The organism is Proteus sp. G2669 (genome assembly GCF_009915245.1).
In the GTDB taxonomy this organism is placed as follows: Bacteria; Pseudomonadota; Gammaproteobacteria; order Enterobacterales; family Enterobacteriaceae; genus Proteus.
Genome location: NZ_JAABLX010000037.1, coordinates 19,026 through 45,195, shown reverse-complemented (window position 1 = coordinate 45,195; position 26,170 = coordinate 19,026). Strand labels below are relative to the sequence as shown.

26 protein-coding genes and 1 tRNA gene are annotated in these 26,170 nt (G+C 31.1%); 11 read left to right on the top strand and 16 right to left on the bottom strand.

Annotated features, from left to right (window positions below):
- The coding region (locus GWI68_RS09710; protein WP_166540145.1) for a site-specific integrase at window positions 1-963 on the top strand (963 nt) is incomplete at its 5' end.
- Window positions 964-1,076: 113 nt separating this feature from the next.
- On the opposite strand, the gene GWI68_RS09705 is transcribed toward GWI68_RS09710, so the two are convergent.
- Together GWI68_RS09705 and GWI68_RS09700 are read right to left on the bottom strand one after the other, a co-directional pair.
- Entirely contained in the window at window positions 1,077-1,850 is a 774-nt protein-coding gene (locus GWI68_RS09705) for a hypothetical protein (protein WP_166540144.1), read from the bottom strand.
- Window positions 1,851-1,867: 17 nt separating this feature from the next.
- Window positions 1,868-2,917, bottom strand: a complete 1,050-nt coding sequence (locus GWI68_RS09700; protein ID WP_166540143.1) for a hypothetical protein — start codon at window positions 2,915-2,917, stop codon at window positions 1,868-1,870.
- 460 nt (window positions 2,918-3,377) lie between these two features.
- On the opposite strand from GWI68_RS09700, the gene GWI68_RS09695 reads away from it, so the two are divergent.
- Window positions 3,378-3,487 (top strand) — tRNA-OTHER (locus tag GWI68_RS09695).
- Between the two features lie 610 nt (window positions 3,488-4,097).
- The gene (locus GWI68_RS09690; protein WP_166540142.1) at window positions 4,098-4,679 is read left to right on the top strand and encodes a hypothetical protein; all 582 of its coding nucleotides are present in this window, start codon (window positions 4,098-4,100) and stop codon (window positions 4,677-4,679) included.
- A 212-nt stretch (window positions 4,680-4,891) separates the two neighbouring features.
- On the opposite strand, the gene GWI68_RS09685 is transcribed toward GWI68_RS09690, so the two are convergent.
- Together GWI68_RS09685 and GWI68_RS09680 are read right to left on the bottom strand one after the other, a co-directional pair.
- Window positions 4,892-5,248 (bottom strand): MmcQ/YjbR family DNA-binding protein, encoded by a 357-nt coding sequence (locus tag GWI68_RS09685; protein WP_109408873.1) that lies wholly within the window; start codon window positions 5,246-5,248, stop codon window positions 4,892-4,894.
- A 283-nt stretch (window positions 5,249-5,531) separates the two neighbouring features.
- On the bottom strand, window positions 5,532-5,711 hold the full coding sequence (locus tag GWI68_RS09680; protein WP_109408872.1) for a hypothetical protein: 180 nt from the start codon (window positions 5,709-5,711) through the stop codon (window positions 5,532-5,534).
- 158 nt (window positions 5,712-5,869) lie between these two features.
- Between GWI68_RS09680 and GWI68_RS09675 the strand changes: the two genes are divergently transcribed.
- A complete protein-coding gene (locus GWI68_RS09675) occupies window positions 5,870-6,388 on the top strand; it encodes a DUF1543 domain-containing protein (protein WP_109408871.1) in 519 nt (172 codons plus the stop codon).
- 152 nt (window positions 6,389-6,540) lie between these two features.
- On the opposite strand, the gene GWI68_RS09670 is transcribed toward GWI68_RS09675, so the two are convergent.
- Window positions 6,541-6,720: a hypothetical protein gene (locus tag GWI68_RS09670; protein ID WP_109408870.1), complete on the bottom strand. Its 180-nt coding sequence runs from the start codon at window positions 6,718-6,720 to the stop codon at window positions 6,541-6,543.
- Between the two features lie 260 nt (window positions 6,721-6,980).
- Entirely contained in the window at window positions 6,981-7,916 is a 936-nt protein-coding gene (locus GWI68_RS09665; protein WP_109408869.1) for a 5'-nucleotidase, read from the bottom strand.
- Between the two features lie 768 nt (window positions 7,917-8,684).
- On the opposite strand from GWI68_RS09665, the gene GWI68_RS09660 reads away from it, so the two are divergent.
- On the top strand, window positions 8,685-10,109 hold the full coding sequence (locus tag GWI68_RS09660; protein ID WP_166540141.1) for an SMI1/KNR4 family protein: 1,425 nt from the start codon (window positions 8,685-8,687) through the stop codon (window positions 10,107-10,109).
- A gap of 648 nt (window positions 10,110-10,757) precedes the next feature.
- Here the strand turns inward: GWI68_RS09660 and GWI68_RS09655 are convergent.
- Window positions 10,758-11,510, bottom strand: a complete 753-nt coding sequence (locus GWI68_RS09655; protein WP_166540140.1) for a class I SAM-dependent methyltransferase — start codon at window positions 11,508-11,510, stop codon at window positions 10,758-10,760.
- A 522-nt stretch (window positions 11,511-12,032) separates the two neighbouring features.
- Between GWI68_RS09655 and GWI68_RS09650 the strand changes: the two genes are divergently transcribed.
- Complete coding sequence (locus GWI68_RS09650) at window positions 12,033-12,341, top strand: type 1 fimbrial protein (protein ID WP_166540139.1); 309 nt, start codon at window positions 12,033-12,035, stop codon at window positions 12,339-12,341.
- Window positions 12,342-12,785: 444 nt separating this feature from the next.
- Here the strand turns inward: GWI68_RS09650 and lpxL are convergent, their stop codons facing one another.
- The 4 genes from lpxL to GWI68_RS09630 form a co-directional block, all read right to left on the bottom strand.
- Window positions 12,786-13,715 (bottom strand): LpxL/LpxP family Kdo(2)-lipid IV(A) lauroyl/palmitoleoyl acyltransferase, encoded by a 930-nt coding sequence (gene lpxL, locus GWI68_RS09645; protein WP_166540138.1) that lies wholly within the window; start codon window positions 13,713-13,715, stop codon window positions 12,786-12,788.
- A gap of 457 nt (window positions 13,716-14,172) precedes the next feature.
- Window positions 14,173-14,385, bottom strand: a complete 213-nt coding sequence (locus tag GWI68_RS09640; protein WP_166540137.1) for a cold-shock protein — start codon at window positions 14,383-14,385, stop codon at window positions 14,173-14,175.
- A gap of 425 nt (window positions 14,386-14,810) precedes the next feature.
- A complete protein-coding gene (locus tag GWI68_RS09635; protein WP_166540136.1) occupies window positions 14,811-15,668 on the bottom strand; it encodes an alpha/beta hydrolase in 858 nt (285 codons plus the stop codon).
- A 578-nt stretch (window positions 15,669-16,246) separates the two neighbouring features.
- On the bottom strand, window positions 16,247-16,579 hold the full coding sequence (locus GWI68_RS09630) for an MliC family protein (protein ID WP_166540135.1): 333 nt from the start codon (window positions 16,577-16,579) through the stop codon (window positions 16,247-16,249).
- A 375-nt stretch (window positions 16,580-16,954) separates the two neighbouring features.
- On the opposite strand from GWI68_RS09630, the gene GWI68_RS09625 reads away from it, so the two are divergent.
- On the top strand, window positions 16,955-17,851 hold the full coding sequence (locus tag GWI68_RS09625) for an AraC family transcriptional regulator (protein ID WP_166540134.1): 897 nt from the start codon (window positions 16,955-16,957) through the stop codon (window positions 17,849-17,851).
- Between the two features lie 73 nt (window positions 17,852-17,924).
- Here the strand turns inward: GWI68_RS09625 and GWI68_RS09620 are convergent, their stop codons facing one another.
- Window positions 17,925-19,421, bottom strand: coding sequence for a C69 family dipeptidase (locus GWI68_RS09620; protein ID WP_166540133.1), 1,497 nt, complete (start codon window positions 19,419-19,421; stop codon window positions 17,925-17,927).
- 444 nt (window positions 19,422-19,865) lie between these two features.
- On the opposite strand from GWI68_RS09620, the gene GWI68_RS09615 reads away from it, so the two are divergent.
- Complete coding sequence (locus GWI68_RS09615) at window positions 19,866-20,798, top strand: LysR family transcriptional regulator (protein WP_166540132.1); 933 nt, start codon at window positions 19,866-19,868, stop codon at window positions 20,796-20,798.
- A 51-nt stretch (window positions 20,799-20,849) separates the two neighbouring features.
- Here the strand turns inward: GWI68_RS09615 and GWI68_RS09610 are convergent, their stop codons facing one another.
- The 3 genes from GWI68_RS09610 to cbpA all read right to left on the bottom strand — a co-directional run bounded on the left by GWI68_RS09610 (window position 20,850) and on the right by cbpA (window position 23,628).
- Window positions 20,850-22,124, bottom strand: a complete 1,275-nt coding sequence (locus GWI68_RS09610) for an amidohydrolase (protein ID WP_166540131.1) — start codon at window positions 22,122-22,124, stop codon at window positions 20,850-20,852.
- A 251-nt stretch (window positions 22,125-22,375) separates the two neighbouring features.
- Window positions 22,376-22,684: a chaperone modulator CbpM gene (gene cbpM / locus GWI68_RS09605; RefSeq protein WP_109408858.1), complete on the bottom strand. Its 309-nt coding sequence runs from the start codon at window positions 22,682-22,684 to the stop codon at window positions 22,376-22,378.
- Window positions 22,684-23,628, bottom strand: a complete 945-nt coding sequence (gene cbpA / locus GWI68_RS09600) for a curved DNA-binding protein (protein ID WP_166540130.1) — start codon at window positions 23,626-23,628, stop codon at window positions 22,684-22,686. The genes cbpM and cbpA overlap by 1 nt, the downstream gene beginning before the upstream one ends.
- Window positions 23,629-23,993: 365 nt before the next feature.
- On the opposite strand from cbpA, the gene GWI68_RS09595 reads away from it, so the two are divergent.
- Window positions 23,994-24,326 (top strand): DUF1971 domain-containing protein, encoded by a 333-nt coding sequence (locus GWI68_RS09595; RefSeq protein ID WP_109408856.1) that lies wholly within the window; start codon window positions 23,994-23,996, stop codon window positions 24,324-24,326.
- Window positions 24,327-24,333: 7 nt separating this feature from the next.
- Window positions 24,334-24,672, top strand: coding sequence for a DUF1869 domain-containing protein (locus GWI68_RS09590; protein WP_166540129.1), 339 nt, complete (start codon window positions 24,334-24,336; stop codon window positions 24,670-24,672).
- Window positions 24,673-24,740: 68 nt separating this feature from the next.
- Here GWI68_RS09590 and GWI68_RS09585 read toward each other — a convergent pair whose 3' ends face one another.
- Window positions 24,741-25,613: a LysR family transcriptional regulator gene (locus GWI68_RS09585; RefSeq protein ID WP_166540147.1), complete on the bottom strand. Its 873-nt coding sequence runs from the start codon at window positions 25,611-25,613 to the stop codon at window positions 24,741-24,743.
- Window positions 25,614-25,713: 100 nt separating this feature from the next.
- Here GWI68_RS09585 and GWI68_RS09580 point away from each other — a divergent pair, with 100 nt between their 5' ends.
- Window positions 25,714-26,166, top strand: coding sequence for a multidrug/biocide efflux PACE transporter (locus GWI68_RS09580; protein ID WP_166540128.1), 453 nt, complete (start codon window positions 25,714-25,716; stop codon window positions 26,164-26,166).
- Window positions 26,167-26,170 lie beyond the last annotated feature (4 nt).

The window sequence follows — 26,170 nt, the reverse complement described above, 5'->3', positions numbered from 1 at the left end:
GGAGGGCAATATGGTGAAGCCCTTCCCTTCTCTGAGCATTTAGATAAATTGTTTTCTCGGATCATCAATGATGAACAACCATCTAAAAGCACGTTGAATGACTGGACTAACGACCTAGAAAGAGTGAAATCCTTTTTTAAGGATATTCCATCAAATGAAATATCTTTGGAACACGTTAATGGATTTATTAATAAATATCATGCTGAAGCTTCTGCCAATGTACAAAATCGAAAAGTAGGTTTTTTAAAGAAGATTTTCAGTTATGCAATAGATGAATCTCTTATGTTCGATAACCCAGCAGAACGTAAGAAAATGAAAAGAGTCGATGGTAAAAAACGTAGAAGATTATCTTATGAGGACTTTCTTAAAATCCGAGCATCCGCAGAGCCTTGGTTAAGAACAGCAATGGATCTCGCATTACAGACAACGCAAGCAAGGCTCGAAGTATCACGAATAAAATATAATATCAAAGCACCTAAAGAAGGAATATGTGGATGTGTTTGGTATGAGGAGCCTAAAAATGGAATATATGGAATAATCTATATCCATAGGCAGAAAGTACAATACAAAGAAGCTTCTCACGTTGCTATTCCCATAGGAAAGGCATTAAAAGAAATCATTGATAATAGTCGTGACAATGTGGCAAGCCCTTATATTGTGCATAGGCTACCTACTCGTATCCCAAATAAAGTGAGTAAAGAGGTTAATCATCCAACACAAGTTGCACCTGATTATCTTAGTCGTGCATTTTCAGCGTTACGTGATCGAGTGGGCGTTGCCAGTCATTTGCCTTTAGATGAAAGACCTACTTTTCATGAAATAAGAGCATTGGCGGCCTTTATGTTTAAACAACGTGGTTTTGATCCACAAGCTCGAATGGCTCATAGTGATGCGGAGTCAACCAAGATTTATACAGAAAACCATGTACAATGGGTTGAAATGCCACATTGTGAAATTGCTTAATTATATTAATACAAATTTTATCTGAAATTGCTGTGGCACAGGGCCAATTCTAATTTGACAGATTGCTCTGTGCCAGTAACAGACTATTATAATTTATGCGATTCAGGCAAGACTTACTTTTTTTGGGCAAAAGTATTTATATATTCAATCGTAATATCGATATTGGACGATGTTGCTTGTAACTCTGCACGAACATCCTGATTTGAGAGGCAGTCTTTCGAATATAGTAAACTGTCAAATATCTGAGTTGGGAATAAGGTAATTTTAGGATCTTCAATCACATTAGCAATACTAATCATATCTTGTGGATGTTTTAATATTGTATTCTTGTCTTTAATTTTATTTTCATCAAATAGGGCTTGATTACTGTGCCATGCAACTGACTTAAGTCCGAAAAGGCATTCTAGGTTTACTGTTGAAATACCTCTCAATGGAATTCTTGATGATCTTATAAATTCATACACCTCGTCATCAAGTAAAATAGCAGAAAAATTTGATATCCCTTGGCCTGTTTTGATCGGAGTAATATGAGGTCTTTTGGCAAGAGCAGTATCGAAGTAATCCGGCTTCCTAGAGAAAAGTTCTATTTGAGCAGGTACATTTGATACACGACTGTCTTCAGGTTGGATGAAACGATAGGCAGAACCTCCCGTATTACTGCCTCTGTATACTTTTCCCTCATAACCATGTTCTGAGATATAATCCCATAAATGACCATAAAATTCGTCATTTGTACTTTCAGTTATAAGAACTATATCGAGATCAACAGTTGCTCTGAAGCTGGCGCCAATATTTTCAAAGTTTAATGCACATGCATTACCACCGATAAGAATATAATCATCGGTGTATTGCTGCATATACTCGGTTAAAAAATTTTCACCTTCCATACTGAATTCCTTTTTTATTAATCTTTAAGATTAGAGTACACTTGCTCTTCAAGTTCAACATATGATGACTTCACCCTCAAATCGGCTGTGTTTAACCTCGAAAAAAGAAGAAAAACTTTATTCAACGCATCATTTTGAATGGCTGGCTGGTAAGGAAAAATTTGAAGCATAGCAAAGCCTTCAATATGAGAATGGTAATACTCAGCATCATTTAGCACATTAAGTATTTTAAAAAAATAGTCGCCTTTCATCGTCGCGGGTGTTATAGGCCTCATATATCTGTCTTTGTCCGTTAAACACCTTCCCAAAAACGGTCTGGATGGTGAGCCTAGAAGAGTATACCGAGATAGAGCTGATTCCCCTGAAAGAAAAACTTTTTCAGTTTTAAGTGTTTCATGTCTGACAGGGACAAATCCTGTAGAGAGAGGAGAAATTCGGTGCCGATAATGGTTCCAAACTTTTTTCCGCGATTCTATAAACTGAAAATGCGAACTGCGTCCATATGAAGTTTCAGATATTAATTTATGAGATAAAAGTTCTTTAACAGCTCGAGAAAAAGCCATTTTTGATACTTCAAGTAACTCCAAAATATCAAAGCTGTTAAAACCATCATCAAAATAGCCAGAAAGATAGTAAGCCAATAGGTATGAAGGAATAATACCATAGCTACTTTCGGTATCGACCCAACGATCGGGAATAGCGAGTTTCGTTTCACTCTGAAGCATCAAAGACGGCATTGAAATATACCGTCCAGGAATGATTAACCCATTTTTTAGTTGTTTTGATATGTTTTTTAACTCAAAAGTTAGTTCTGATGTCACTATAATTAATGATAAGTCTGACTTTGCCTCTAGTCTTCTGAGATGTACAAAATTATTAGACACCAGTAGCTCAGGATCTTTTGTCGTCAACGCCATAAACTCTCTGTCATCGATATTTACGATACTTAAAGTAGCGCTTTTTCTTAGTTGAAATGGAAGATATTCATCCATTCCCTGTAAAATTTTCGTATTGACCAGAAATGATGACTCAATATATTTAAGTGCATCAGCTAACAAACTCTTCATCTCATCACCTCGGTAATGTCTTTGCTAAGAGTAACGCATATGCGTTACTAAAGAAAAGAACTAGGGATCCGAATTAAATTTCATTGTTTTTATTGATTATTTTATTTAGCAAGGAACTTTTTGTCCATTGTCGAATAATCGAATTTTAATTAATGCGTTACTCAATTTTTCTTGTCCAGTTCATGGAAAAATCACCATTGGGAACAGTGTTAGGGTTATAGGTGACTTTGACCGACTATCCAAAGTTAATGACACTATTTTGCTTGTAGAGTATTAAGTTGTACACGATAACATAATCATAAGTATTTATGTCAGTTCTTCGCTCAGATCAGATCGCAAGTTTAAATTATATTCTACCTATGAAACCTGTTAGCTCAAACCTGAGCTAACAGGTATGAGTATAGTGGTAAAACCCCCTTAACTCATTGATTCTTATAATGCATATTTTGTATATTAGGCACTGTATGTAATCACATGCAAATGCATTATTTATATTTACAATCAAAGTGTTAGATAACTTAAAATCGGTTTCATGGGGAGTCGTAGGTTCAAATCCTATCATGCCGACCAAAATTCTTTAGAAAAACCAACCACTTATGGTTGGTTTTTTTATGTCTGGAATTTGCTTGGTGTAAAACTGGTGTAAAACCCCCATCATATTTACCCTAGTTAAAGCTCAATTTTCGCCCTGTTTCTATGCTATAATTTCGCTTAAATCATTAACTAAATTTATGTAATAAAGATTTTGCTGGCGAACTAAAAAAATGAAATTAAATGGCCGATATGATTATTTAAGAGAAAAAACCAGAAACGCTTGATGCGTAATATAAAAAGCTTTTATTGATTAAAGAAGTAATATCTTTTTTATTGTGCTAATCAAACCATAAGCTCCATAAAATAATACAGGCAATAATATGAAAAAATAATCTGCATACTTAGCGTTATCACATTAAGTATATTTTTGAATAGTCGTATATTCTTCTCGTTGGATAAATCAAATACGGCCTCATATAAAATAAACCCGCTTAGTTAGCAAAAACCACTTCACTGTATCGAAGATCTAATAAAACTAAATGCGATAAATAATAATGCTCACTGTAACCGACTAAGTGATATAATCACTCAGCTATCATTAACGATATCTAATTGATATCCTGTTGTTTTTATAATGGATAGAAATATGAATAACAAAAAAGAAAACAAAAAGTTGTTAACATTTATATCTCCATTATTATCTTTGACGATATCACTCTATCTGAGCATATCTACATTTGGCTATAATAATATTATTTGGCTAGTTATTTCTTCTGTTATTTTTTTTATCGGTATTGTTGTATTTGTATCTTCTTTAGAAATTTCTATAAAAATTATTTATTTTAAACAACTATCTTTTTTATATACTAATAAATTTGTTATTTTGATCTTTACTTCAATGAGTTTTATAGCAACCGCCATAGTGTTGACAATTATATTCCATGAAGAAAATGTACCTTATAATTTTTTTAATAGTGTGGAATTTGTTGCTTTTCTTATTGCTTATTTTTCTTTTCTCTTAATATCTATTTTTGTTTCTTACGTATATTGTATGATTAATAATAACAAAAAATTCTTTTTACTTTCTCTGTTTTTGTTATTGATAATGTTGAATTTTAAAAAAAATGATATTAATTTTTTAATATTTAATTCACTTATTTTCTTTATTATATTCTTGGGGGCAGTAACTATTATTATGATAAGAAAGGCTTTTTCTAATCATGATTAAATCATGATTCTCCAACAAGCTATCATTATATACTCACCGATTTTTACATTCTCAGAAGCTTGCTCAGATAGAAAATGTAAGCACATTTGAAATAACTAACGTTAGATGAAAATCAGAAAAGAGGTATATGATAGAAGATATGACAATAGCTTAACTCATATTGTTAGAAAGTGTTTAAAAGTTGAGTAAGCTATATTAATAAAATTATTAATTTATTGTGTTAAATTATAGCTTTCAGCAATCAAAGATTTTAACTCGCTATCATCAAATTCAGATGAGAGGCTAATAGAAACCCAATGCTCTTTATTCATATGGTAAGCTGGATACACTCCTTTTTTCAATCGTAATGATCCCGTTAAATTTGGCATAACTTTTAAATTTATGATATCGACTATATCGCTACTACCATTATCAAATAATTTGCTTTCTAGAACATCCATTATAGCTGCGAACCACTTCGAATTACTATTATGCCTAAAAACTATATAATTAGGATATTTAATCCATAAATACTCAGGCTCTACATTATAGTTTTCTTTAATATAATTAATTAATTCTTTTCTATTCATTACAGCCTCATCTCATAGATTATCTGAATATAAATATAGCTCCGTATGCCTTAAGATCCCATTACTTTTTTTCTTTTTTATCGCTCATCTACCCTATACTCTCTTTTATTTTTACTATTTTTATAGAATTATTATTCAATACCCTCAATTACAATAATAATGCATACCTTACTTTTATACAGGAAATTTGAAAAAACTTCTGATTAATATTGCCATATTTTATATTTTTGTATATAAAAAGGCCACTTAGGTGGCCCAAGAAGTAATCATTTATTTTAACAGATTAAAAATTTCCTTTACTACGTTGTTGCTCAATATAAATATTCTGATTAGTTTTAATACTATTTAATGTGCTATCAGAATATGGATCTTCTTTATGACTTTTACTTTCTTGAGATTCTATTGCTCCCGTTGATGAACAAGCAGAAATAAAAAAAACACTCAAAAGCATAAGTAATCTCATATCTACCCCAAATAATATTTTAAATTAATAGCAAATGCTTAGAGTAAAAATGAATAATTTAGTTCATAAAATCAATCATCTTCATTTTTTACACTTGCTCTCAACATGGTTATATAATAAATTATATATCGATAAAAACACAAAAAATGGAAGCAATAATGAAATTGTTTATGTTCTATGTTGGTGGCAATGCGGGTAAGTCAAATATCGAAGTTCACGATATTCAATTTGTTGCAGCAGAAAAGCCTATAGATGCTTGGCCTGCATTAAGAGATGCATGGTTTGGTGACAAAGATAAAGTACATATTGATGGTTATACTGAAATCACTTGGGTTGATGGATTTGATATTAGCCTCAGTCTTAGCAATAAGACTAGCAACAATAACAATAAGTTATACTTTGTTAATGTAGGTGGTTATCATCCATCAAGCCTAGCTGAACTACACGAATTTGATTTATTTGTTGCACAATCAGCAAATGAGGCTAAAGAAAAAGCCATCACAACGCTTTTAGTCGATAGCCAGCAACAACATAAAGATAATTTAAAAGATGTTGATGATTGCATTTTATTAAGCAAAATCGGTGATTACTACATTCACCTAATACCAAATAATTCAGGTGAACATTTCAAACCTTTATGGCAAGGTTATCAACCGATTGGTATTGAGAAAAGTTAATAATGATTTTTACTGCGCTACAAATTTTGAGCGTAGTAATTTTCTCGAATTATGCAATCATCAAATCATTTTTAAATATCAATTAACCACATATTAAATAATATTGATATTTTTATTTAAAATGACTTTATATTAATTGCTTATTGCTTTTATTATTTAAAATTCATTAACTTTTTAAAATAAAACCCTTTTTTAGTTTTGGGGAATTTATTTCCATTATATATTTTTCGTTCATAATCTCGGCCCGCATAGCGATTATCACCATAAAATTGACCATATAATGCAGTTTTAGGGCATACATCATCAGAAAAAAATCTATGATTATTATCCATTTCAATTTTCCTTATTTAATTTAAATTAGTTAGATACCTCTTAATATAAAATATCTATAAATCGTTATTAATTTATAATATATATAAATCATCCAACACCATACTACTTCTATAAAAATAGATCCAATTTTACACTTATTTTTATTTAGAAAAAATAAATAAAACAATATAAATAGAATATTTCAAATAAAGGCCACATTAGACAAAATAAAAAAATAGGGTATGATATAAATATCACACACCTTTTTTACTATAATAAATTATTTATTATCTATCTCTTTGTTCGCTATCCCAAATGGGATATGTACAGAAGGAAGCTCAGACGAGGATTTTAAATGTAATTTTTGATCATCAAAGAATATATGTGGTTTTAAAATCTTTAACACATTCGCCTTCTCTACTCCTCCCATAAAAAAGGCTTCATTAACAGAAATTCCCCACGCTCTCATGGTATTAATAACTCGCTTATGAGACGGCGCATTTCGTGCAGTAACAATGGAAATCTTAAGTAATGGAACATAACTAGGATCTTGCTTTACTTTTTCTAATTCTAGTTTTTGAATATCTGAAATACGCAGTAGAAATTTCTTTAACGGCCCTGGGTTATGAGGAGTATCAACCATTTTGGCTTCATGAAGATGAAATTGTGATAATTCTCCCGAAGTTTTGTAAATAACCTCGGCTTCATCATCAGCGATAACGCCATCAAAGTCGAAAGCAATTCTTAATTCATCTGCATTATCATCATTAATATGACCTGCTAATATTTGTCCTGCGGGATAATTAGCTTTAATTGCTTGTATAACATCATCATGATCTGCTGATAAAAATAATTCAATATCAAAGGCTGGAATATAAATATGAGGTGATTTTCCTTGAAGAAACACAGCCCTGGTGATCCCTAGCTCATAATGCTCAATAGAATTCATCACTCTTAATCCTGTATCAGGATCATTTCTAGATAATAAAATGACTTCAACCAAGGGATCATCAATCCTGATATTATTTAGTTTTAAAAGTCGGCTAATAAACGGAAATGCAACACCTTTATTTAATGGAATATCTTGCATTTCTCGCTGATATTTTCGATAAGACTCCTCACCTTCAGTACGAAATATATTATCTGACTCTTCTAAATCAAATAGCGCACTAGAAGATAGCCCTATGACTAATCTTTTTGTTAAATCATATGCCATTGCGTCAATTCCTTATTAGAGCTTTTTATTATTTATACTATCATTTTTTTAATAGCCCTGAGATAAGAAAATCGGCACATAAAGTATGAATATGGCAATGTCACAATCTTACCAAGAATTTATTCTCTCCCTAAACACGCAAATGATATTGATTATCATTTGCATTTAAGTATTATCACTATTATGCTAGTGGTTATTACAAGTAAGGAGAAGACTCATGGTTAAAAAAACAATACATTTACGATCTCGACACGCTAAGGATTTAATCAATAAAATAAAAAAAATGAAAAGCATTGAGAATACGATAAATACTAAGTCAGAAAAAAGCGATCTCATTGTTATAATTGACAAATTACCAACTTTAGTTTCTATCAATTAAATTATTTTGTTGGTTTTTTAGTGTGAATAAATAGTGACCATAATCTTATTGGGGTTGACATATTAAATGATAATGATTATCTTTTAGCTTGTGAATAGTTGAGTATTTTACTTGGTTTTTCACAACGACATTGCTCACATTGCTTCTAGTATTTATTGACCAACTCTCCTAGCGTTGGTCTTTTTTTTATCTATCGTATATTTATTCTTATTGCACAATAAATAAAGAAAGCTATTACCTAAAAATACTATTTTCTTATTAAAGATAAAATAGTTTATAGTGTAACTTCAGTAAGAAAATCATTTTATATTTGGTTTTCTATCCATCATAACGGATTGTTAAATAAACATTTTAGATTTAAACCATATCATCAATAGGGACTTTAACTTATGGGTTTTATTTCATCTCTCTTTGAAAAAGAGAACAAATTGACACCGTTACAGCAATGGGAACAAATAAATAAGAAATATGCAGATAATCCTATTGAGCGTATCCGTGAAAAATTAATACTTGTTGCGATTGTTGATCACGAACACAAAGAATTTGGCGCTAATAGCCATAACTATCAATTAAACCCACCACTCACTATAGAAAAAGCTGATCAGTTACAAAAAAAATCTGGATGTAAATTTCCACAGGACTATATCAACTTTATCACACGAATTGGTCATGGTGGTACAGGTTCTTATGGTGGTGCAGGCCCTTATTATGGGCTCTACGCTTTTGATGACGCGATAGCTAGACATGATATAAAAAACTATGCACTACCCTGCTTACTTAGCCCTAATATGGATATTGAGGAATGGAAAGCATTATGTCATGTACCTGATGATTGTAGTGATGAAGAATTTGATAATATTTACGATAGACTCCACCAAGGTACACTCTATTTAGGAACCTGTGGTTGTGAATACGATCTTTTATTAGTGTTGAATGGTGATTATAAAGGTCATATTTTATATACATCTGATTGGGTAAATTCAGATACTCCCTACACATTTTCTTATGAGACATCATTTACACAATGGTATGAACGTTGGTTAGATGAAGTTATTTTAGGCTATGACACAAGTTGGTTTGGTCATCGTATGGGAGGTAATGAAGAAATTTTAGTTTGTCTTGCCAACGATAATGATGATATTACTAAAAAAGTCAATGCTATCAACTCATTAACAAAACTACCTGAATTATCAAATAGGAGTCTGTATTTTTTAGAGCAGCAACTACGAGCCGAAAATATTGAGTTATATAAAGCATCTTTAAATGTCTTAGCAACTTATTTTAAAAAACACGCTTTACCTCATATTCAACGAGCACTAATTGCTCCATATGATGAAAAAACAGATATTGCTATTTCTATTATTTACTTCAAGTATAAAGACCAGTATGCACAGTTTAAAGAAAGTCTTATTTCTATTCTTAAAGTAACCAATCACGAAGATACATTGCGTTTTATCGGCTACATTTTAACAGAACTAAATACTATTTTTGTTGAGGACTTTCAACCTTTCTTTACTCATCAAAATGTAGAAATCATAAGAAGTGCTATTTATGCAGCCTCTCATGATGCTAATTTAAAACATAAAATTTCAGCATTTTTTGAACTAACTATCTCTGATAACGCAGAAATAAGCTTAAGCGCAATTCAGGCATTATCTAGTTCAAATTATATCAATAGTGAGCTATTGGATTATTTAAAAAAAGCTTGGAAAATGTATCCTGAAGAAAAAAATCCTTATATTCGTAATAATATCTCTTCTTATATCGCAAAGGTATATCCATCAAACAATATGATTGATGTAAAACAATGGTAGTTAATGGATAGACACCCTATTATCTTCTTGTATCTATTCTAATCAGGTAATAATCAATTATTGTCATTGCCTGATTTTTACCCAATATAATTATAAATACGTATTTTTGTTGTTCTAAAAATTAAGAAATTTATCAATACTCTCAGATAAATGTATATAAATTTTATTGTTAAATTAACATGATTATTAGTTATATGCTCCAATCCAATGTTCCTAATAAATTAAAAAACAATTAAAAACAATTAAAAACAATTAAAAACAATTAAAAACAATTAATTACATTATAAAAACATCAAGTAACTATGATTTTTTCAAAAAATACTTTTAATATCACACTTATTTTAATTATTTTTTTTAAAAGTTTGTTACAGATTGATATCTTTTTTTCCCTTACTATTGGTTTCAGTATTTCATCACTGATAGATATTTAATTTTCCCCCGCCTAGTGCGGGGATTTTTTTATCTTAAGAACTCACTTTAATACTGACAAATAAAATTACTATTTCTTTCAAATTTAATGTTCTCTTGTCTTCTTTTTTCATTCATAGCAAAGACAACATTTGATCTTTTCAAAAAAGCAGAAAAACTACTAATGACATTAAAAAGGCCATAATGTTATGGCCTTATTGTCAATATCCTATTTGCTTTTTATTTATAAGCTTCAAAAGTAATAATTTCTGTTTCGTTATTTGGTTCGCATAAGTATTGATAATCTCCAGAAATTGTTATTTTTTCAAAGCCAATAGATTCAAGGAGCCGTCTAAATTCATACACACCAAACCATTTCAATTTAAACACTTCCCATTCACTTTCAATTATTTTCCCATTTCTCCATTTATCATAACGGTGATGAGATACTGTTAATTGATTAATATAATCTATTTCGGCATTTACTATCTGTAAGGTAATTAAATCCCCTTCCGGCGTTTCGAATTGTCGACTAGAACATTGGCCTTTAGTAAAGGTATGCGCCAAACTAATATCAATTAACAAACGTCCATCTGGATTTAATGCGTTATAACATTGCTGAAGTGACTGTAGTGCTTTTGTTTCGCTATCTAACAATAAGAAAGTTCCTGTCGGAATAATTATTGCATCAACGCGTGTCTCAACTTGGAATGTCAACAAATTATCTTTAGTCACTTTATCTTGAGAATATCCATTACTTCTTAAATTTTCCATACAGAAATAAAGCATCTCATCTGAAAGATCAAACCCTTCTACATTAAATCCAGCCTTTAATAAAGGGATTAAAATACGCCCAGTTCCCACAGCAGGTTCTAAAATTTTACCATTAACATCCTTAAGACGTTCTTGATAATATTCTACGTCACCAAAACTACATCCTATAGGTTTATCTATTTGGTAAACTTGGGCTGATAACGAATGATAACTCTGCATAAATATTCTATTCTCTTTTTATTATTTATTTTTAATGATAATAAAGTGATAAATTAAAATATCAATACTCAACTAAATAGAAATCATCAAATAAAGATATAATTTTTACTTTTATAGTAACTTCGTGGAAATATTTTGACAAATTTTTTGTCATCTTGAAATAGCTTAAATTATTAATTTTTTGTTTTGACAACAAAATGTATCATAAAAAAATTAAGTAACATAACTTATGTTAAATAAAGTTAACTTATTAATGAAAATAAAGATAATTTTATCAAGTTAATATTATTCAAATGGTTACGTAAGCCATTTCTAATTTTAATTATTATTCTATTATTGAAGCATACAAAAATTCATTCATAAATATTTATATAGTTGTCATTAACCATCAAATTTTTTTACAGATTGATATATTTTTTTTCTTTAATATTCCTTCCATCATTCAGAACGAAAAACACAGATCTTTCACAAAAGAGATCAATTACTAAATTTGACCAATAAAATAATATTAAGGAATATAAAATGAAAAAGAATCTTATTATCGTAGCTTGTTTAACACTTTTATTATCAGCTCCCACCCTTGCAAATAATAAGGTTATTGGTTCAGGAACAATTACCTTTACAGGCTCTATAGTAGAAGGTAATTGTATGATTGATTCTATCGGAAATATATTTAAAACAAACTGCTGGAATGGTGTTGAAATGGAAGAAATACAGCATAAAATTGAACCAAATAAAATGTTCAATACTAAATTAAATGAAAATAAAGGTTCAATGAATATAAATTGGATTGGTGAAAACTTAGCTATAATGGATATAATATATAATTAAAATTAACATTTTCTCTAATCCTATATTTTAAATAGATATTAATCTCTGAATATTTTGGATAAATTATTTATCATTAAATAATGAGTATATATTTTTCGAGCATTAGAAGTTATTACTATATTTATATAAATGGTATTTTTCTATTATGGTCATAATATATTAAGCAGGTATAGTTAACTTATATACCTGCTAACTCTATTCTTTTTTTTATCTTCTTTTTTCTTATCTTTTTATTTTCCATTCTATCCCTTTTGTTTGCATTTTCATTAATCCATACAAACGTAAGGGTTGACAAGTCAATTGATAATGATTATCTTTTAACTTGTGAATAGTTGAGTGTTTTGCTCAACTTTTTACAACGACATTGCTCACATTGCTTCCAGTATTTACTGTGACCAACACATTATGTGTTGGTCTTTTTTTATTTACTCATTTATAAATAGACTAGTGATAGAAACTCGTTTCACCTGCTGGTCGTGTTTTAAATCGTCTATGGGCCCATAAGTATTGTTCTGGTGCCCTCATGATTTCTGTTTCAATCAACTTATTCATTCTATCTGTATCGTTTTGAATATTATCGCTAGGGTAATTAACCAACTCCTCACCAATAATCAAACTGTATTGTTTACCTTTTTTATTTTCGTTTCTAACCAGCGTTACAGTCAAAGAAGGTGCTCCTGATAATTTGGCTAATATTGCAACGCCTTTTGAAGTTGATGTTTTTTCGACACAAAAGAAAGGTGAAAAAGTGGTTCCTTTCAAACCAAAATCCTGATCAGGAGCAAACCAAATTGCCTTTCCTTTTTTTAACTCCATAACCATAAATTTTAAATTACGTCTATCTATCATCCCTTTATCAGAACGACATCTCGCTTTAGTTTGGATATATTCCATCGCTTTATTGTTATGCGGTCTATACATGGCATTAACTGAGAAGCAAAGCCCCATAATACGCCCACCCAACTCTAGCGACATTGAATGTATGCCGATTAATAAAATCCCTGCATTTTTCTCATTAGCATTTGTGAAATTGGATATTCCCTGCACTTCAAAAAGGTTTTTTAATCGGCGATCACTCCAAAACCAAGCCATTCCTGTTTCAAATAAAGCCACACCAAGTGAAGATAAATTATCCATGACGAGTTTATTTATTTCATATTGATCTTTATCAGGAAAACATAGCTCTAAATTTCGCTTTATTATAGAGACTCTTCTTTTTACAAAAAAACGAGATAATAACCCTAGACGTTTACCCACGAAAAGTAACCAAGAATAAGGTAGTTGTACTAATAGAAAAAGAATAAAAACACCAAACCAAGTTAAAAAATATTTTGGGTGTAACAGATGCAATGAAAAAAAATTTTTAGCGTACACTAGTTTGTCCTTTGAGAACTAAAAGCTTTTAAGCCACATTGAATTAGACAGCATTTTTTTTAGATAAGTCATTAAATATTAATTTTATATTTTTCTTTAAATTATTTTTTATGATTTATCTGATATCTTTCTATTCTAATGAAGTTTTTTTCTTTCTTTTCATTGAGAAAGCAATATCTTACTATCTTTATTTCAGCATTATAAGAATTTTATTATTATTTAAACTATTTTCTTTGCTAATAAAGTTAATCATTAAAGCAAATTTTTTAATAATTAAAATTATTTATTTTAAACATTTACATAACCTTAATAAGGTTGTTTTAAATCGATATTACTATATAAAAAATAAAATAATGAGGTTTTTTAATACAAAAAACCTCACCGAGGTGAGGTTTTTATTGGTCTTATCAGTATTAATACTGCGTTAAGCAATATTTACTGCAATAATGACTCAATATTACAGAGCGATTACGTTCGCTGCTGCAGGACCTTTAGCGCCACTTTCGATAGAAAATGAAACTTCTTGGCCTTCTTTTAAAGATTTGAAGCTTTCGCTTTGGATAGCTGAAAAGTGTACGAATACGTCTTTGCTACCATCTTTAGGAGTGATAAAACCGAAGCCTTTATCATCGTTAAACCATTTTACTGTACCAGTCATTGTATTAGACATAAGATTTCCTTTAATTAATTATTTTGCCATAAGGCATAGTTTGCGGTTTGATTTCGGATTTTACTTATGGTCACTATTTGAAGGAATTCGCAACGAAGAGGTATCATGGATAACGCTAAACGGTGAACTACTTAAAACTGCACTAACATAAATAGGTCTGTACTTCCAAACCAGTGGCGCTATTAAGTCATATAATTCGGTTTATAGCAAATTATTTTCAAATTTATTTTTAAAAAAATATCAAAACAACAATTTAGAAAATAATTATAATATAAGAACAATTATCCACCCAATCAAAGTCCATATTTATATTTGTATTTTTCAGTGAATCTGAAGTAAATCGATTAAATATAACTTAAAACAGTAGATACTGTTATTTTTTTAAATAAACAATATCTACTCCATCAATAATATAGTATTTAATTTTAGTCAATTAATGCTAATAAAATATCTTCAGTTTTTGTCCACAGAAGTGATCCACCTTCTTCTGTCCATAAATGTCGTTGTGCATTAGGAAAACGTTGAAACAACAATGCTCCAAAATCAGGAGAATGAACGGTACTCGTATCTTTCATGCCATACCATAATGTTGTTGGCGTTTTTATGTCTTCAGGTGAAAAACCCCATGGCTGCATAGCAATAAGAAGATCTTGAGTATATCCCTCATTACCTTGTTTAAAAGCTTCTGTCATACATTCTTGATAAACAGGAAGAAAATCTATCGATTGATAAACAGCTAAATCAACATCTGCACTGTAATTTAAAATAAAATTCATTAACCAATTAGCTGATATATTTTGCTTAATCCAAGAAGCTAATACATCAGGAGCACTAACCGCCTGCTGTTGCATATTAGCAACTTCTTCTGTGAGTTGATTTCGTGTATCAGGATAATCAAATTGATCTTGTCCCGCGACAACAACTAATTTGTCTACATGACAATAAAAACAAAGTGCCATAGCAAATACAGCCCCTTGAGAAAATCCCATTACATCAAAGTTTTTAATATTAAGATGTTCGAGTAAAAATAAAATATCTTGAGAAAAAGATTTTAGCGTTTTATGAGGATCGAACGTTGAATCACCTAATCCTGGACGAGTTGGAGTAATTAAACGGATATTAAGCTTATTTAGATATTCAACATCCAAACCTAATAGACCACTCATTCCTGCACCAGTACAAAATACTACTGGTTTACCTTGTTCTGGTCCAGACTCATACCACGCTAGAATTCTATTATCAGGTAACACTACATTATATTTTCTTGAGTTTTTAACTTTCATTAGATTTATTCTCTTATTAATTTTTTAATATCACAACATCCACCATATTAAATAGTGGTGTATTATTTTCTAAATTTAACTTTTAAGAACTAATATGAGACTAGCTAAGGATAAGATTTCATATAAACTCACAATAAATTTTCTAGTAGTATTAATGATAAAAAATGAATAATCTTTATGTTTATTTTAAACAGTATAACTAAAATGTACCCATTCGTTAAGTGCTTATTGGTACTGTTATCACTGCTTAAGTACAATATCGCAATGGGTTCACCTCTTCAGGATGATTGTAAACACGTTAATTTAATTCAATAATTTCTCTCTACTATTTATTAAATATAAAAAATAGTTTATTTTTTCTTTTTTAAATTAACAGTAAAAGCACCGATATATTTAATATCACTGAGATTATTATAGTTATATAAATATATTTATTATCTTTTCATTTTTAAAAACCACTAAATTGATAATAAATATATTAAAGCTCATTGTATAGTATGGGAATGTTTTATATTCAACCTGATTATTTAAATAAAAGGGAAGTTATACTTCCCTTTATTTTTAATGCTATAACGAAGCTATTTTACTAATTCACACGTACGCCCTTTATCTTCAGCGACACGTCCATTAATAGCATCATCTTCTGAAATGGTAGCAAGGTTAAATTCATCTTGCCCTTTTCCCCATATTTGGAAATTTTCACCAACATAGCGTGCACCACTCGCAGCAACAGCCTCTTGTAAAACAATAATTTCATCGTTGTAGTACATAACAGCGAGCTGTTCATTCGGAAAAGAAACTCTAATTTTCTGACCTTCACAATTATAAGTATCCGTTTTAGCGGCTAAAGCGGGGGCTGCCATTAACGATGATACTAAAGCAATAGCCGAAATAGAAAATAACTTATTCATCATATCTCCTAAAATAACCAATGAATTTCACTAATACAATAAAGCTAGGCACTTTCTTTTAAAGACAAAATAGGATACTTCCGTATTTGATGAAAACAAAAATATCTATCTTTATTTTAATAAAACCTTAATTTTAATAAAAACATCAATCATTGATTAATGACTTCAATAATTGTTTTTTTATTTAAAATCAAATTTAATTCAAATAATTTGCAATACATAACTTTACATTAATACTCGCCTATTTTACTTTATTCAATGCAACTACCACTATACGATATGCTATTATCCTAGCACCTATATATTTATTGTAGTTCAATAAATTAAATCGATCTTATTGAAAAATATCGATAGAGAAAAATAATAGGAATATTCATGCTCCAAGAGAATGTTGTTAAAGATATCATTGTTTGGATCGAGCAGAATCTTGATTCACGTTTATCATTAGATATCGTTGCTGAAAAATCAGGCTATACAAAGTGGCACTTTCAGCGCTTATTTAAAGCATATACAGGAATATCTTTAGGAAAATACATACTCGCCCGACGTTTATCTTGTGGTGCTTATGCCTTACGTATAACACGTTGCAGTCTGCTAGATATTTCACTGAAATATCGGTTTGACTCCCAGCAAACCTTTTGTCGTGCATTTAAAAAACAATTTAATATCACCCCTTCTGAGTATAGAAAAAAACCAGGTTGGGATATTAGTGAGCTTATTTTTCCAGCACTAGAAACTGTTGAGCTAAGTGCCAAATATGAAGTCGTTACCTCCCCTTCTCTAAAATTAGCCGGCATGTCTCACCAGTATAACAAACCCATTTCAACGTGGAATTCAGACAAGAAAAAATTCAGAAAAGAGTTTTGGCGTAAATTTTTGAAAGATGTACATACAATACCGACTGAGTTATATGCAATGCACAGAGCATCTGCAAGCACATTAGATGACACCATGTACATTTATAACACCGCAGTTGATAAAGAAAAGCTATCAACGGCATCTAATGTCTCAGCAATGTCACAATTAGAATTACCCAGCGGTAATTACCTAGAAATTACTTTTCATATGGATGAAATTTTAGATTCATTAACGGGTTATGATGACATTATTTATACGGTATATACTAAAGTATTACCAAAAATGAATTTATTACGTAGACCTGGCCCTGATATTGAACGATATACACTAAAAGAGCCTGTGAGTTACGATAAATTACTTGATCAAAGTGGGCAATATTTGCAAAAAATTAGCTACTATATTCCTGTTATTTAATCGCCTATTATTAAAAAGATCCCAACAACTTGGGATCTTTTGTCTAGATTGTATTTAAAGCAACATTTCTCTATTAGTCTTTTTTAGACTTATTAGCAAAGAAAATATCATCTTGAATATCTTTTGTTTTTATAGTAAATAATTCATTTGTTAAATTTTCGGTCAATAACTCCGCACTCGCCATCACTCGTAAATTAAATTCATTTAACATTTTATCTGCACCCGCTTTATTGGTTTTAACCATAGCAAGATATTTAGCTTCCATTTCTTTTTGCTCTAGTGCTGTTTTTTCTTCCCATTCTTGGTAGGCTTTTTTTACTATTGGTGCAAGTTTTGGATAGTCTGTCATCACTAATGTTTGTAATTTACGATATTTCCAATAAATAGAATCGCTATCTGCTTTATTTGTACCTATTCCATAATGTTGAGGATAAGCTTTTAGTCCACTGTAATATGGAACAAATGCAGTTAAATCCGCCATCCCCAACCCAACATAAGTTATTTCACCTATTTCTTGAGGAAGCTCTGGACGAACTTGCATTACATGTGCTTCATAAGTTCTAAATACACTAATTGGGCGCCATGGCTCTTTACCATTTAATCCATTGGTATAAGGATCGTGTTTGGTTCCTTCAAAGTGGTTACGCAACATAGTCTTCGCTTCTTCAATAGACACTTTTTTTTCTGGTGTTAATAAAGGGGCAAAATTGCGCCCATCATCAACGGCTTGCTTTAACGATGGATTAAATTGTTGCTGAATGATCCATACTCTAGGGTCATTGTAGGTACGATCTCGCTCATCATCACGGGTATACGCTTTAGAAAAGTTAAATGCTCCCTCTTTTTCAGGATTATAAAGCCCTTTTTCAATCGCAAATTCCACTAAATTTTTAGAGCCTAATATATCTTCACTGTTGATATCATAAGCTTGTAGTCTGCCTTGATTACCTGTCGCAAAATATTTGTCTTTAGGCAATCTTTGTGCAATCCAATGATGTCCTGTTCCTGTTTCTAAATACCAAAGTTCATTTTTATCAACAACAGCAACTCCAAATCCTTCTCCAGCCCCTTGTGTTTCAATAATACTTCCTAATAATTCGATTGCTTCACGCGCTGTTTTTGCTCTTGAAAGTAGCACATCAGGAATATCATCTTCAGTTATTCCTGTATCTTCAACATAAGGATCAAAAGAAAGTGCTTTGGGTGAAGCAAAAATAGACTCGGTGCCACTAACGCCAACCCCCAGCTCGTTAAACCCTGTTGCACCATGTAGCTGTGTTTTCCAATTTGGAACAGTAGTATAACGTAATGCATTTTTTGGTAATGGGTACGTAAAGTTATTAGCGCCGTTGTGTTCTTTTGTACTGTAAGTTCCTATTTGATTTGATTTAGCAGGATGAATAACAAAATGTTGCGCTTTTAATGCATCGCTATCTGCGCTACGAGCAATAATTAAAGAGCCATCATTTGTTGCCTCACTTCCAGCTAATAATGTGGTACAGGCCAAAGCAGATGAAACTAATGCAATATTAATTGATAAGGCAATAATACCTTTTTTGAAAAAAGACATAAAACTCCCCATTTGCTTGTTATTTATAATTTGTATATCAATTAAATACCTTAAGAAATAAAAAACCAGATAGATAATTGGACGTAGAATATTAACAATAAAAAATAGCCCATTACCGTGATTTATATCTCAATGGTCATTATATTTTGAAATAAAAAATTAATTAAATGTATCATATTAATATCAATGGGATTTATCTATGGACATATTTAAATATAAATAAGATAAAGTATTGTTATTAATTTCATTAGAAATGTAATCTAAGCTAATTTTATTTATAATAAGAGTTTATTATATTAAATATAATAATAATAATACATTAAATGCAATAGTAATCTGTGTTAATAAAAAAACACTAATGCTTCCTTCATAACTATTATTTAATAATTATCCTATTAACGGTATAATCGTATATAAGATAAACAGACTAAAGTAAAAAACACGATGGCAGTTAATATAAAAAGAACCTCTTGGTCAGGAGGGTGGGCTACATTGCGCGACCTTGAAATTATACAAACGGTGATCGACTATGGGAGTGTGACTAATGCTGCAGAGCAACTAGGTATTTCTCAACCCGCAGTAAGCCAAACATTAAATCAGATAGAAAAGCGTTGTGGTAAACAATTATTCACTCGTGAAAATAACAAACTTATACCTAACTCTGATGCACTATTATTCTACGAAGAAATCACCAACATAGCCGCATCTTTCAGTCGACTAAGCCATTTTCATCACCAAGAAAAAAAACGAAGTCTACGCGTTTTAGTTCCCCCAACACTAGCTTATGGATTTATAAATAAAATCACTGCTCTTTTTATTAAAAAACATCAAGTTAATGTTCATTTAGAAATATCTAGAAGTGAACAGTTATTGTCTTTAATTGCAAAAGAACAAGCCGATATTGCCATTACTGACAATATGACAATTAATAGTAATTATAATTTGACACAAATACCAATGAGAGAAACTCAAATTATTTGTGCTATGCCTAAATCGCATAAACTATGTACAAAAAATACGCTCACATTAGATGATTTACATGATCAACCTTTTATTGCATTAGTTAAAAGCAATATTGGCCGTACCGTTATTGACAGAATGCTTCATAAATCAAACTCTAAACCTAATATTATTGCTGAAGTCTCAGATCAAGAAACAGCAATAACATTTGTAAAAAATGAATTAGGAATAAGTTTAATTAATTCATTTCCTATTATTGAAACTGAAGGTGTTATTTATAAGAAAATTACGCCAACAATTAAGAGCAATATTTGTTTCTTTACATCGAAAAAAACAGAACATGAAACTCAACTCTATATTGAGTTTATCCAAGAGAATCAACCAAAAAACTCATTATTTTCAATATCCATTAAATAGTTATTAAGGTCTCATTCTATGCAACATCAGCAAATAGAAGAGACCTTTCTATTATTTACGTATATTAAGAATAGATAAAACACCTTCAGTAAAAAGTGTTAAACCAATGGAGAGCGCCTCTTCATCGATATCAAATTTTTCTTTATGATGCCCGTCTCTTTGATCTGCACCTACTAAAAAGAATATCGCTTTTCCACCTTTTTCTTGTACTCTTCTTACCATCAGTGAGACATCTTCACTCCCCCCCAAAGGTAATGTGACATTTAATAATTCTGGATGTGTATCGATAATCCCTTGCATGAGGTTTATCATTTCAAGATCATTTCTAAAATTTGTTGCCTCACCAGTAATTTCTATTTTCGTTTCCAAGTGATAAGAAGATGCGATACCAGCAGTATATTTTTTGATATTATCAAATAAATATTTTGTTATTTCAGCATCTTGTCCACGTACTTCCAGTTGCATCTTCGCCGAACTAGGAATAAGGCTACGATCTTCACCTGCAATTAAAGTTCCAACATTTACTCTCGTCATGCCTTTACCATGCCTTGGTGTTGCTAATATTTCATTAGCTAAAAAACAGGCTCCAGTTAATGCATTATTTCCTTTTTCTGGCTCATCGACAGCATTAGCTACTTTTCCTTTTAAAGAAATATCTAATTTAGTTGTACAAAGGAAATCAAAAGGATCGAGTGCAATTTCACCTTTTTTTAAATTACATCCAATATGCATTCCCATAAAGTAATCAGTATCATCCAAAATCCCACTGTCGCTTATTGCTCTAGCACCTCTCACCCCTTCTTCTGCAGGTTGAAATATTAATTTGTATTTTCCACTTAAAATGTGAATATTTTGTTTTAACCAATGTGCTAAACCAAGCCCTATTGCAGTATGTCCATCATGACCACAAGCATGCATTAATCCAGAACGACACGAAGCAAAACCCTGCTTATTAGGTAGATGATTTTCATCATTTGATTCTTGAACATAAACACAATCAATATCAAAACGAAAAGTGAATGTAGGACCAGGTATTTTTGTATCAATAATAGCCATACATCCTGTAAGACCATTCATTTCGGCTAATAACTCAGTACTGATCCCTTTTTCTTTGGCAATTTTGATTGCTTCTTTTACGAGTTTTTCATCTCGACCTAAAATACTTTCTTGGCAAAGAATATGAGGCCCAGCTTTAACCTCAACCCCCATGTCACGCAATAACGTAATTATCGTGCCTGTTGTCACAAACTCGGTCCAACCAATTTCTGGAAATTGGTGAAAAGTCCTACGCCACTCTATTAATTTATTTATTTGGATCGGCTGCATTGTTTTTCCCTTATAAAAAGTAAACCTCAATTAACAAACAAGAAAAATATATAATCAATAAATTATAAGAATCATAATCTAATAGTTATGTGCGTAGATGTGATCTCATCGCCATTTTGCTCATTTTTAAAGCATGGCTATTTTATGATTTTGTTTAAATAAGAACGTGGAAAATAGCGAGTAAAATCAATTAATAAGGAATAAAAGATAGCCACTAAAGTCATATTTGTGTTTAGTGGCTATTGTATTGATCATGATTCATCTATAAATCGCATTAATTGCTGGCGTAATTGCTTGTTTTCTTGTTTTAACTGCTCATTTTCATCTAATAAGGTTAGAGCGATAGCAATGCCATGCCAATCTAATGCGAGCTCTTTATGAAGTTTTAACGCACGATGTGTCACCACAAGGGCATTATCATCGAAAAACCATTCTTGAGTTTCAATTTCTAATGGCTCAATCACGCCAAGTGCAACAAACTCTTTAAGTTCATCATTTGATATTCCAGTGTGATGGCAAAATTCAGTGACAGTAAATATAGTTGTTGTTAACTGACCCATTATTTATTCTCCCAGTCTTTACGTGGATTATAATCGGTCTGGCTATCTGCAATTTGTTGCCATAATTCGCGTGTTTTTTCATCCGATTTAGGTGGCATTACAATTTTTAAAATTGCATATAAATCGCCACTAGCCTTTTTGCTAACTAATCCTTTTCCTTTAATACGTAATTTTTGCCCTGCTTGGCTTCCTGCAGGAATAGTTAATAAGATTTTCTCTTTTATTGTAGGTATAGGAATTTTTGCACCTAATGCCGCTTCCCAAGGTGCAACTGGAACCACTATTTCTAAATCATGGCCTTTAATATCAAACAAAGGATGAGGTGCAATACGAATTGTTAGCCATAAATCACCATTTTCCCCACCATTTTCACCTAGTGTTCCCTGACCTTTTAAGCGAATACGCTGTCCATCAATAACACCTGCAGGAATTTTAATATTTAATGTTTTAGGAATTTCTTTTTCTACGATCCCAAAAACATTATAAACCGGTAAATGGTAACTAATTGTGCGTTTATGTTCTTCTTGTGATTCTTCTAAAAACACAGCTAATTCTAGTTCTAAATCGTGTCCGCGTTGTTTAAAGGACTGAGAATTCTGCTGTTCTTCAAATGGAGAACGTCGGCCAAAAAATGATGCATAAATATCATCAAAATCTTCTTGGCTAAAGCTTTGTTGATTTTTTGTATTCGAATGTTGTTGTGTGAATTGCTTAAACTTAGGATCGTTACGATGTGCCCAAAGCTCATCATATTCAGCTCTTCGTTGCTCATCTCCTAATATTTCCCATGCTTGAGCAATTTCTTTAAAACGCTCTTCAGCATTCGGCTCTTTACTTACATCAGGGTGATATTTTTTAGCTAAACGGCGATAAGCCGTTTTAATCGTTTTAGTATCATCAGTAGGTTTAACACCCATTATGGCGTAGTAATCCTTTAATTCCATAGTGATATCTCAATTATGTTAAATAATGAATTAAATATTAATCCCCTAGGCTTGATTAATTATAGAACAAAGAAATTATGTTAGTGAGTAAACGTCGAGAATAACACCTGAAAAATGACTAAAAAACGACCTTTAAATAAAAAATAATTTAAATTTTAAAAAATAATTTAACCAAATAAAACAAGATATTAATAAGCTTTGAGCTTTATTGTCACTTTTTTTCATAAAATTGCATTTGAAATACCTTATTAGAAGAGGTAGATTTTATTCAACAGCACAATAGCTTATTACATTATCAGCAATAATTTTTCTTCTTAACTAAGATAAAAATAGAAAAATTAATCTCTTCATTTTAGGGAGGTAAAATGGAACGAATTATTATTCCCACTCACTATATCCATGTACGCTCAACACCACTTTGGACCAAAGACACAGCCCCAAAATCAATTTGGGAAAGGCATTTAGATAAAGGTACTCGCCAAGGGGTTTATCCTAAGCTGTCTGTTATGCAAGGAATGATTATTTATTACGCATATGCAGATGAAATTAGCCCAGAACCAACAGAAACATTAGTGATTAATGCTGGTGAATTTGGTGTATTCCCGCCAGAGACATGGCACAAAATAGAAGCAAAAACTGAAGATACTGTTTTTAATGTCGATTTTTATGTCGATCCTAAAATACTTGCCGAAGGTTAATAATAATATGGAAAATGAAAATAAAGGCTATTTATTAGAATTGATTAATGCCTATGGCCAAGAAAAATCTCAAAAAATATTTCTAAATCCTAAAATTTTATATATCCCAGAAATTGCGACGAAAGAAGTTTCACTTTTAGTTAATGAGCTAAAAAATAAGGTAAATATTGAATCACAAGAACTCACCTTAGTATTAACAAACAAAAATAATGGTGTTTCTGTTGATAAAGATAGTTTTTTAACTGATTTATTAGATGCTGATATGTCCAGTTTAATGGTGAAAGATCTTATCAATATTGTACGTGGTTATGATATGGATGAAGAAACAAATGTTTGTGGCTGGTGAACTCACGTTGTGAAAGGAATATATCACCTTCACTATACCTATTGATAATGAAGGTGATTGATTAATACCTAGAGAGAAAATTGAAGATCATTTTTTAAGAGCCTATCTATCATCCAATATCCCGCTTTTCCTGGTGGCTTGCTTCTTGACCACACCAAATCAATGTCTATTTTCTTGGGGAATTGGTCATAATCTAGACTGACTAACAAATCATGTCCAAATTGCTCAACTAACCATGTGGGTAATATTGCCCATCCCATTTCTTGCTCAGCCATTTCTAGTAATAATAAATAATTAGGGGCTAGCCAGTTTTTCTCACTATTAATAGCAAATTGAGCCCTACTGCTTAGTCTTAATTGACGATGCATTGTTAAATGTTGGTAGTTGATTTTATTTTCTTTTACAAGTGGATGCGTTTTATGTGCATATAATCCTAACTTACCACTCACAGGCAAACGAGCGAAAGCAATATCAGCAGGATATTCTACTCGTGATTCCATCATACCAATATGCGCCTGATTATTTTGTAGCATATTAATCACATCATCATTTTCTGCAACAAGAAACTCAAATTCAAGATGTGGGAATTCTTTATCTAGAATTTTCAAGAGTTGCTCTGAATAAGGTGGTTGATACATATCAGAGAATACACAACTTAAACGAGGTTCCATTTCAGGCGATAGTTCTATTCTTAATGCCTGTAGTCGTTCATCAGCCGACAATATATCTTCGACCAAGCTCAACACTTTTTGTCCTGCAAAAGTCAGTGTTGACTCTCGCCCTTTTCGCTCAAATAGTTCAAACCCCATATCATCTTCGAATCCAGCGATGGTACTACTGACCGTAGATTGGCTTTTATTTAATTTTCGTGCTGCTGCAGAAAATGATTTTAATGAAGCGGCTTCAACAAATGTACGCAAAGTTTCTATAGAATAGTTCATTGTGGTATCGGTTTTTTCGATGGCTCCTATTTTGTATATATACAAAATATCACCAATAATTGCACTCGTTTTTTGTTAAATAATTAATTTGAGGTGAGATATGAGCCAATATCAAAAAACATTTACTGAGCGCGTTTTTCACGCTGTTACATTTGAAGCGATTGCTATTGCCATAACGGCACCGCTTAGTGCATGGCTTTTGGAACGCTCAATTTTTCAGATGGGTACGGTTGCTATTGTCTTATCCACATTAGCTATGTTATTGAATCTTTTTTATAACATGATCTTTGATCGTTATTGGCCTTTATCAAAAGGCTCAAGACCAACAAAAATACGGATTATACATGCAATTGGTTTTGAATTTAGCTTTGTGATTATAGGATTACCAATACTGGCACTTTTATTAAATATGTCATTATGGAATGCATTTTTATTAGAAATTGTTTTTTTTGTCTTTTTCCTTTTTTATACTTATGCATTTAATCTTAGCTACGATAAATTACGTGAAAGTTGGTTTAATCGTAAAGAAAAACCTATTATTGCACGTAACTAATAAC

Bases quoted from the DNA above. Each gene is read 5' to 3' on its own strand.
- GWI68_RS09705 (WP_166540144.1), bottom strand. From the start codon at position 1,850: ATGGAAGGTGAAAATTTTTTAACCGAGTATATGCAGCAATACACCGAT.
- GWI68_RS09700 (WP_166540143.1), bottom strand. From the start codon at position 2,917: ATGAAGAGTTTGTTAGCTGATGCACTTAAATATATTGAGTCATCATTT.
- GWI68_RS09690 (WP_166540142.1), top strand. From the start codon at position 4,098: ATGAATAACAAAAAAGAAAACAAAAAGTTGTTAACATTTATATCTCCA.
- GWI68_RS09685 (WP_109408873.1), bottom strand. From the start codon at position 5,248: ATGAATAGAAAAGAATTAATTAATTATATTAAAGAAAACTATAATGTA.
- GWI68_RS09680 (WP_109408872.1), bottom strand. From the start codon at position 5,711: ATGAGATTACTTATGCTTTTGAGTGTTTTTTTTATTTCTGCTTGTTCA.
- GWI68_RS09675 (WP_109408871.1), top strand. From the start codon at position 5,870: ATGAAATTGTTTATGTTCTATGTTGGTGGCAATGCGGGTAAGTCAAAT.
- GWI68_RS09670 (WP_109408870.1), bottom strand. From the start codon at position 6,720: ATGGATAATAATCATAGATTTTTTTCTGATGATGTATGCCCTAAAACT.
- GWI68_RS09665 (WP_109408869.1), bottom strand. From the start codon at position 7,916: ATGGCATATGATTTAACAAAAAGATTAGTCATAGGGCTATCTTCTAGT.
- GWI68_RS09660 (WP_166540141.1), top strand. From the start codon at position 8,685: ATGGGTTTTATTTCATCTCTCTTTGAAAAAGAGAACAAATTGACACCG.
- GWI68_RS09655 (WP_166540140.1), bottom strand. From the start codon at position 11,510: ATGCAGAGTTATCATTCGTTATCAGCCCAAGTTTACCAAATAGATAAA.
- GWI68_RS09650 (WP_166540139.1), top strand. From the start codon at position 12,033: ATGAAAAAGAATCTTATTATCGTAGCTTGTTTAACACTTTTATTATCA.
- GWI68_RS09640 (WP_166540137.1), bottom strand. From the start codon at position 14,385: ATGTCTAATACAATGACTGGTACAGTAAAATGGTTTAACGATGATAAA.
- GWI68_RS09635 (WP_166540136.1), bottom strand. From the start codon at position 15,668: ATGAAAGTTAAAAACTCAAGAAAATATAATGTAGTGTTACCTGATAAT.
- GWI68_RS09630 (WP_166540135.1), bottom strand. From the start codon at position 16,579: ATGAATAAGTTATTTTCTATTTCGGCTATTGCTTTAGTATCATCGTTA.
- GWI68_RS09625 (WP_166540134.1), top strand. From the start codon at position 16,955: ATGCTCCAAGAGAATGTTGTTAAAGATATCATTGTTTGGATCGAGCAG.
- GWI68_RS09620 (WP_166540133.1), bottom strand. From the start codon at position 19,421: ATGTCTTTTTTCAAAAAAGGTATTATTGCCTTATCAATTAATATTGCA.
- GWI68_RS09615 (WP_166540132.1), top strand. From the start codon at position 19,866: ATGGCAGTTAATATAAAAAGAACCTCTTGGTCAGGAGGGTGGGCTACA.
- GWI68_RS09610 (WP_166540131.1), bottom strand. From the start codon at position 22,124: ATGCAGCCGATCCAAATAAATAAATTAATAGAGTGGCGTAGGACTTTT.
- cbpM (WP_109408858.1), bottom strand. From the start codon at position 22,684: ATGGGTCAGTTAACAACAACTATATTTACTGTCACTGAATTTTGCCAT.
- cbpA (WP_166540130.1), bottom strand. From the start codon at position 23,628: ATGGAATTAAAGGATTACTACGCCATAATGGGTGTTAAACCTACTGAT.
- GWI68_RS09595 (WP_109408856.1), top strand. From the start codon at position 23,994: ATGGAACGAATTATTATTCCCACTCACTATATCCATGTACGCTCAACA.
- GWI68_RS09590 (WP_166540129.1), top strand. From the start codon at position 24,334: ATGGAAAATGAAAATAAAGGCTATTTATTAGAATTGATTAATGCCTAT.
- GWI68_RS09585 (WP_166540147.1), bottom strand. From the start codon at position 25,613: ATGAACTATTCTATAGAAACTTTGCGTACATTTGTTGAAGCCGCTTCA.
- GWI68_RS09580 (WP_166540128.1), top strand. From the start codon at position 25,714: ATGAGCCAATATCAAAAAACATTTACTGAGCGCGTTTTTCACGCTGTT.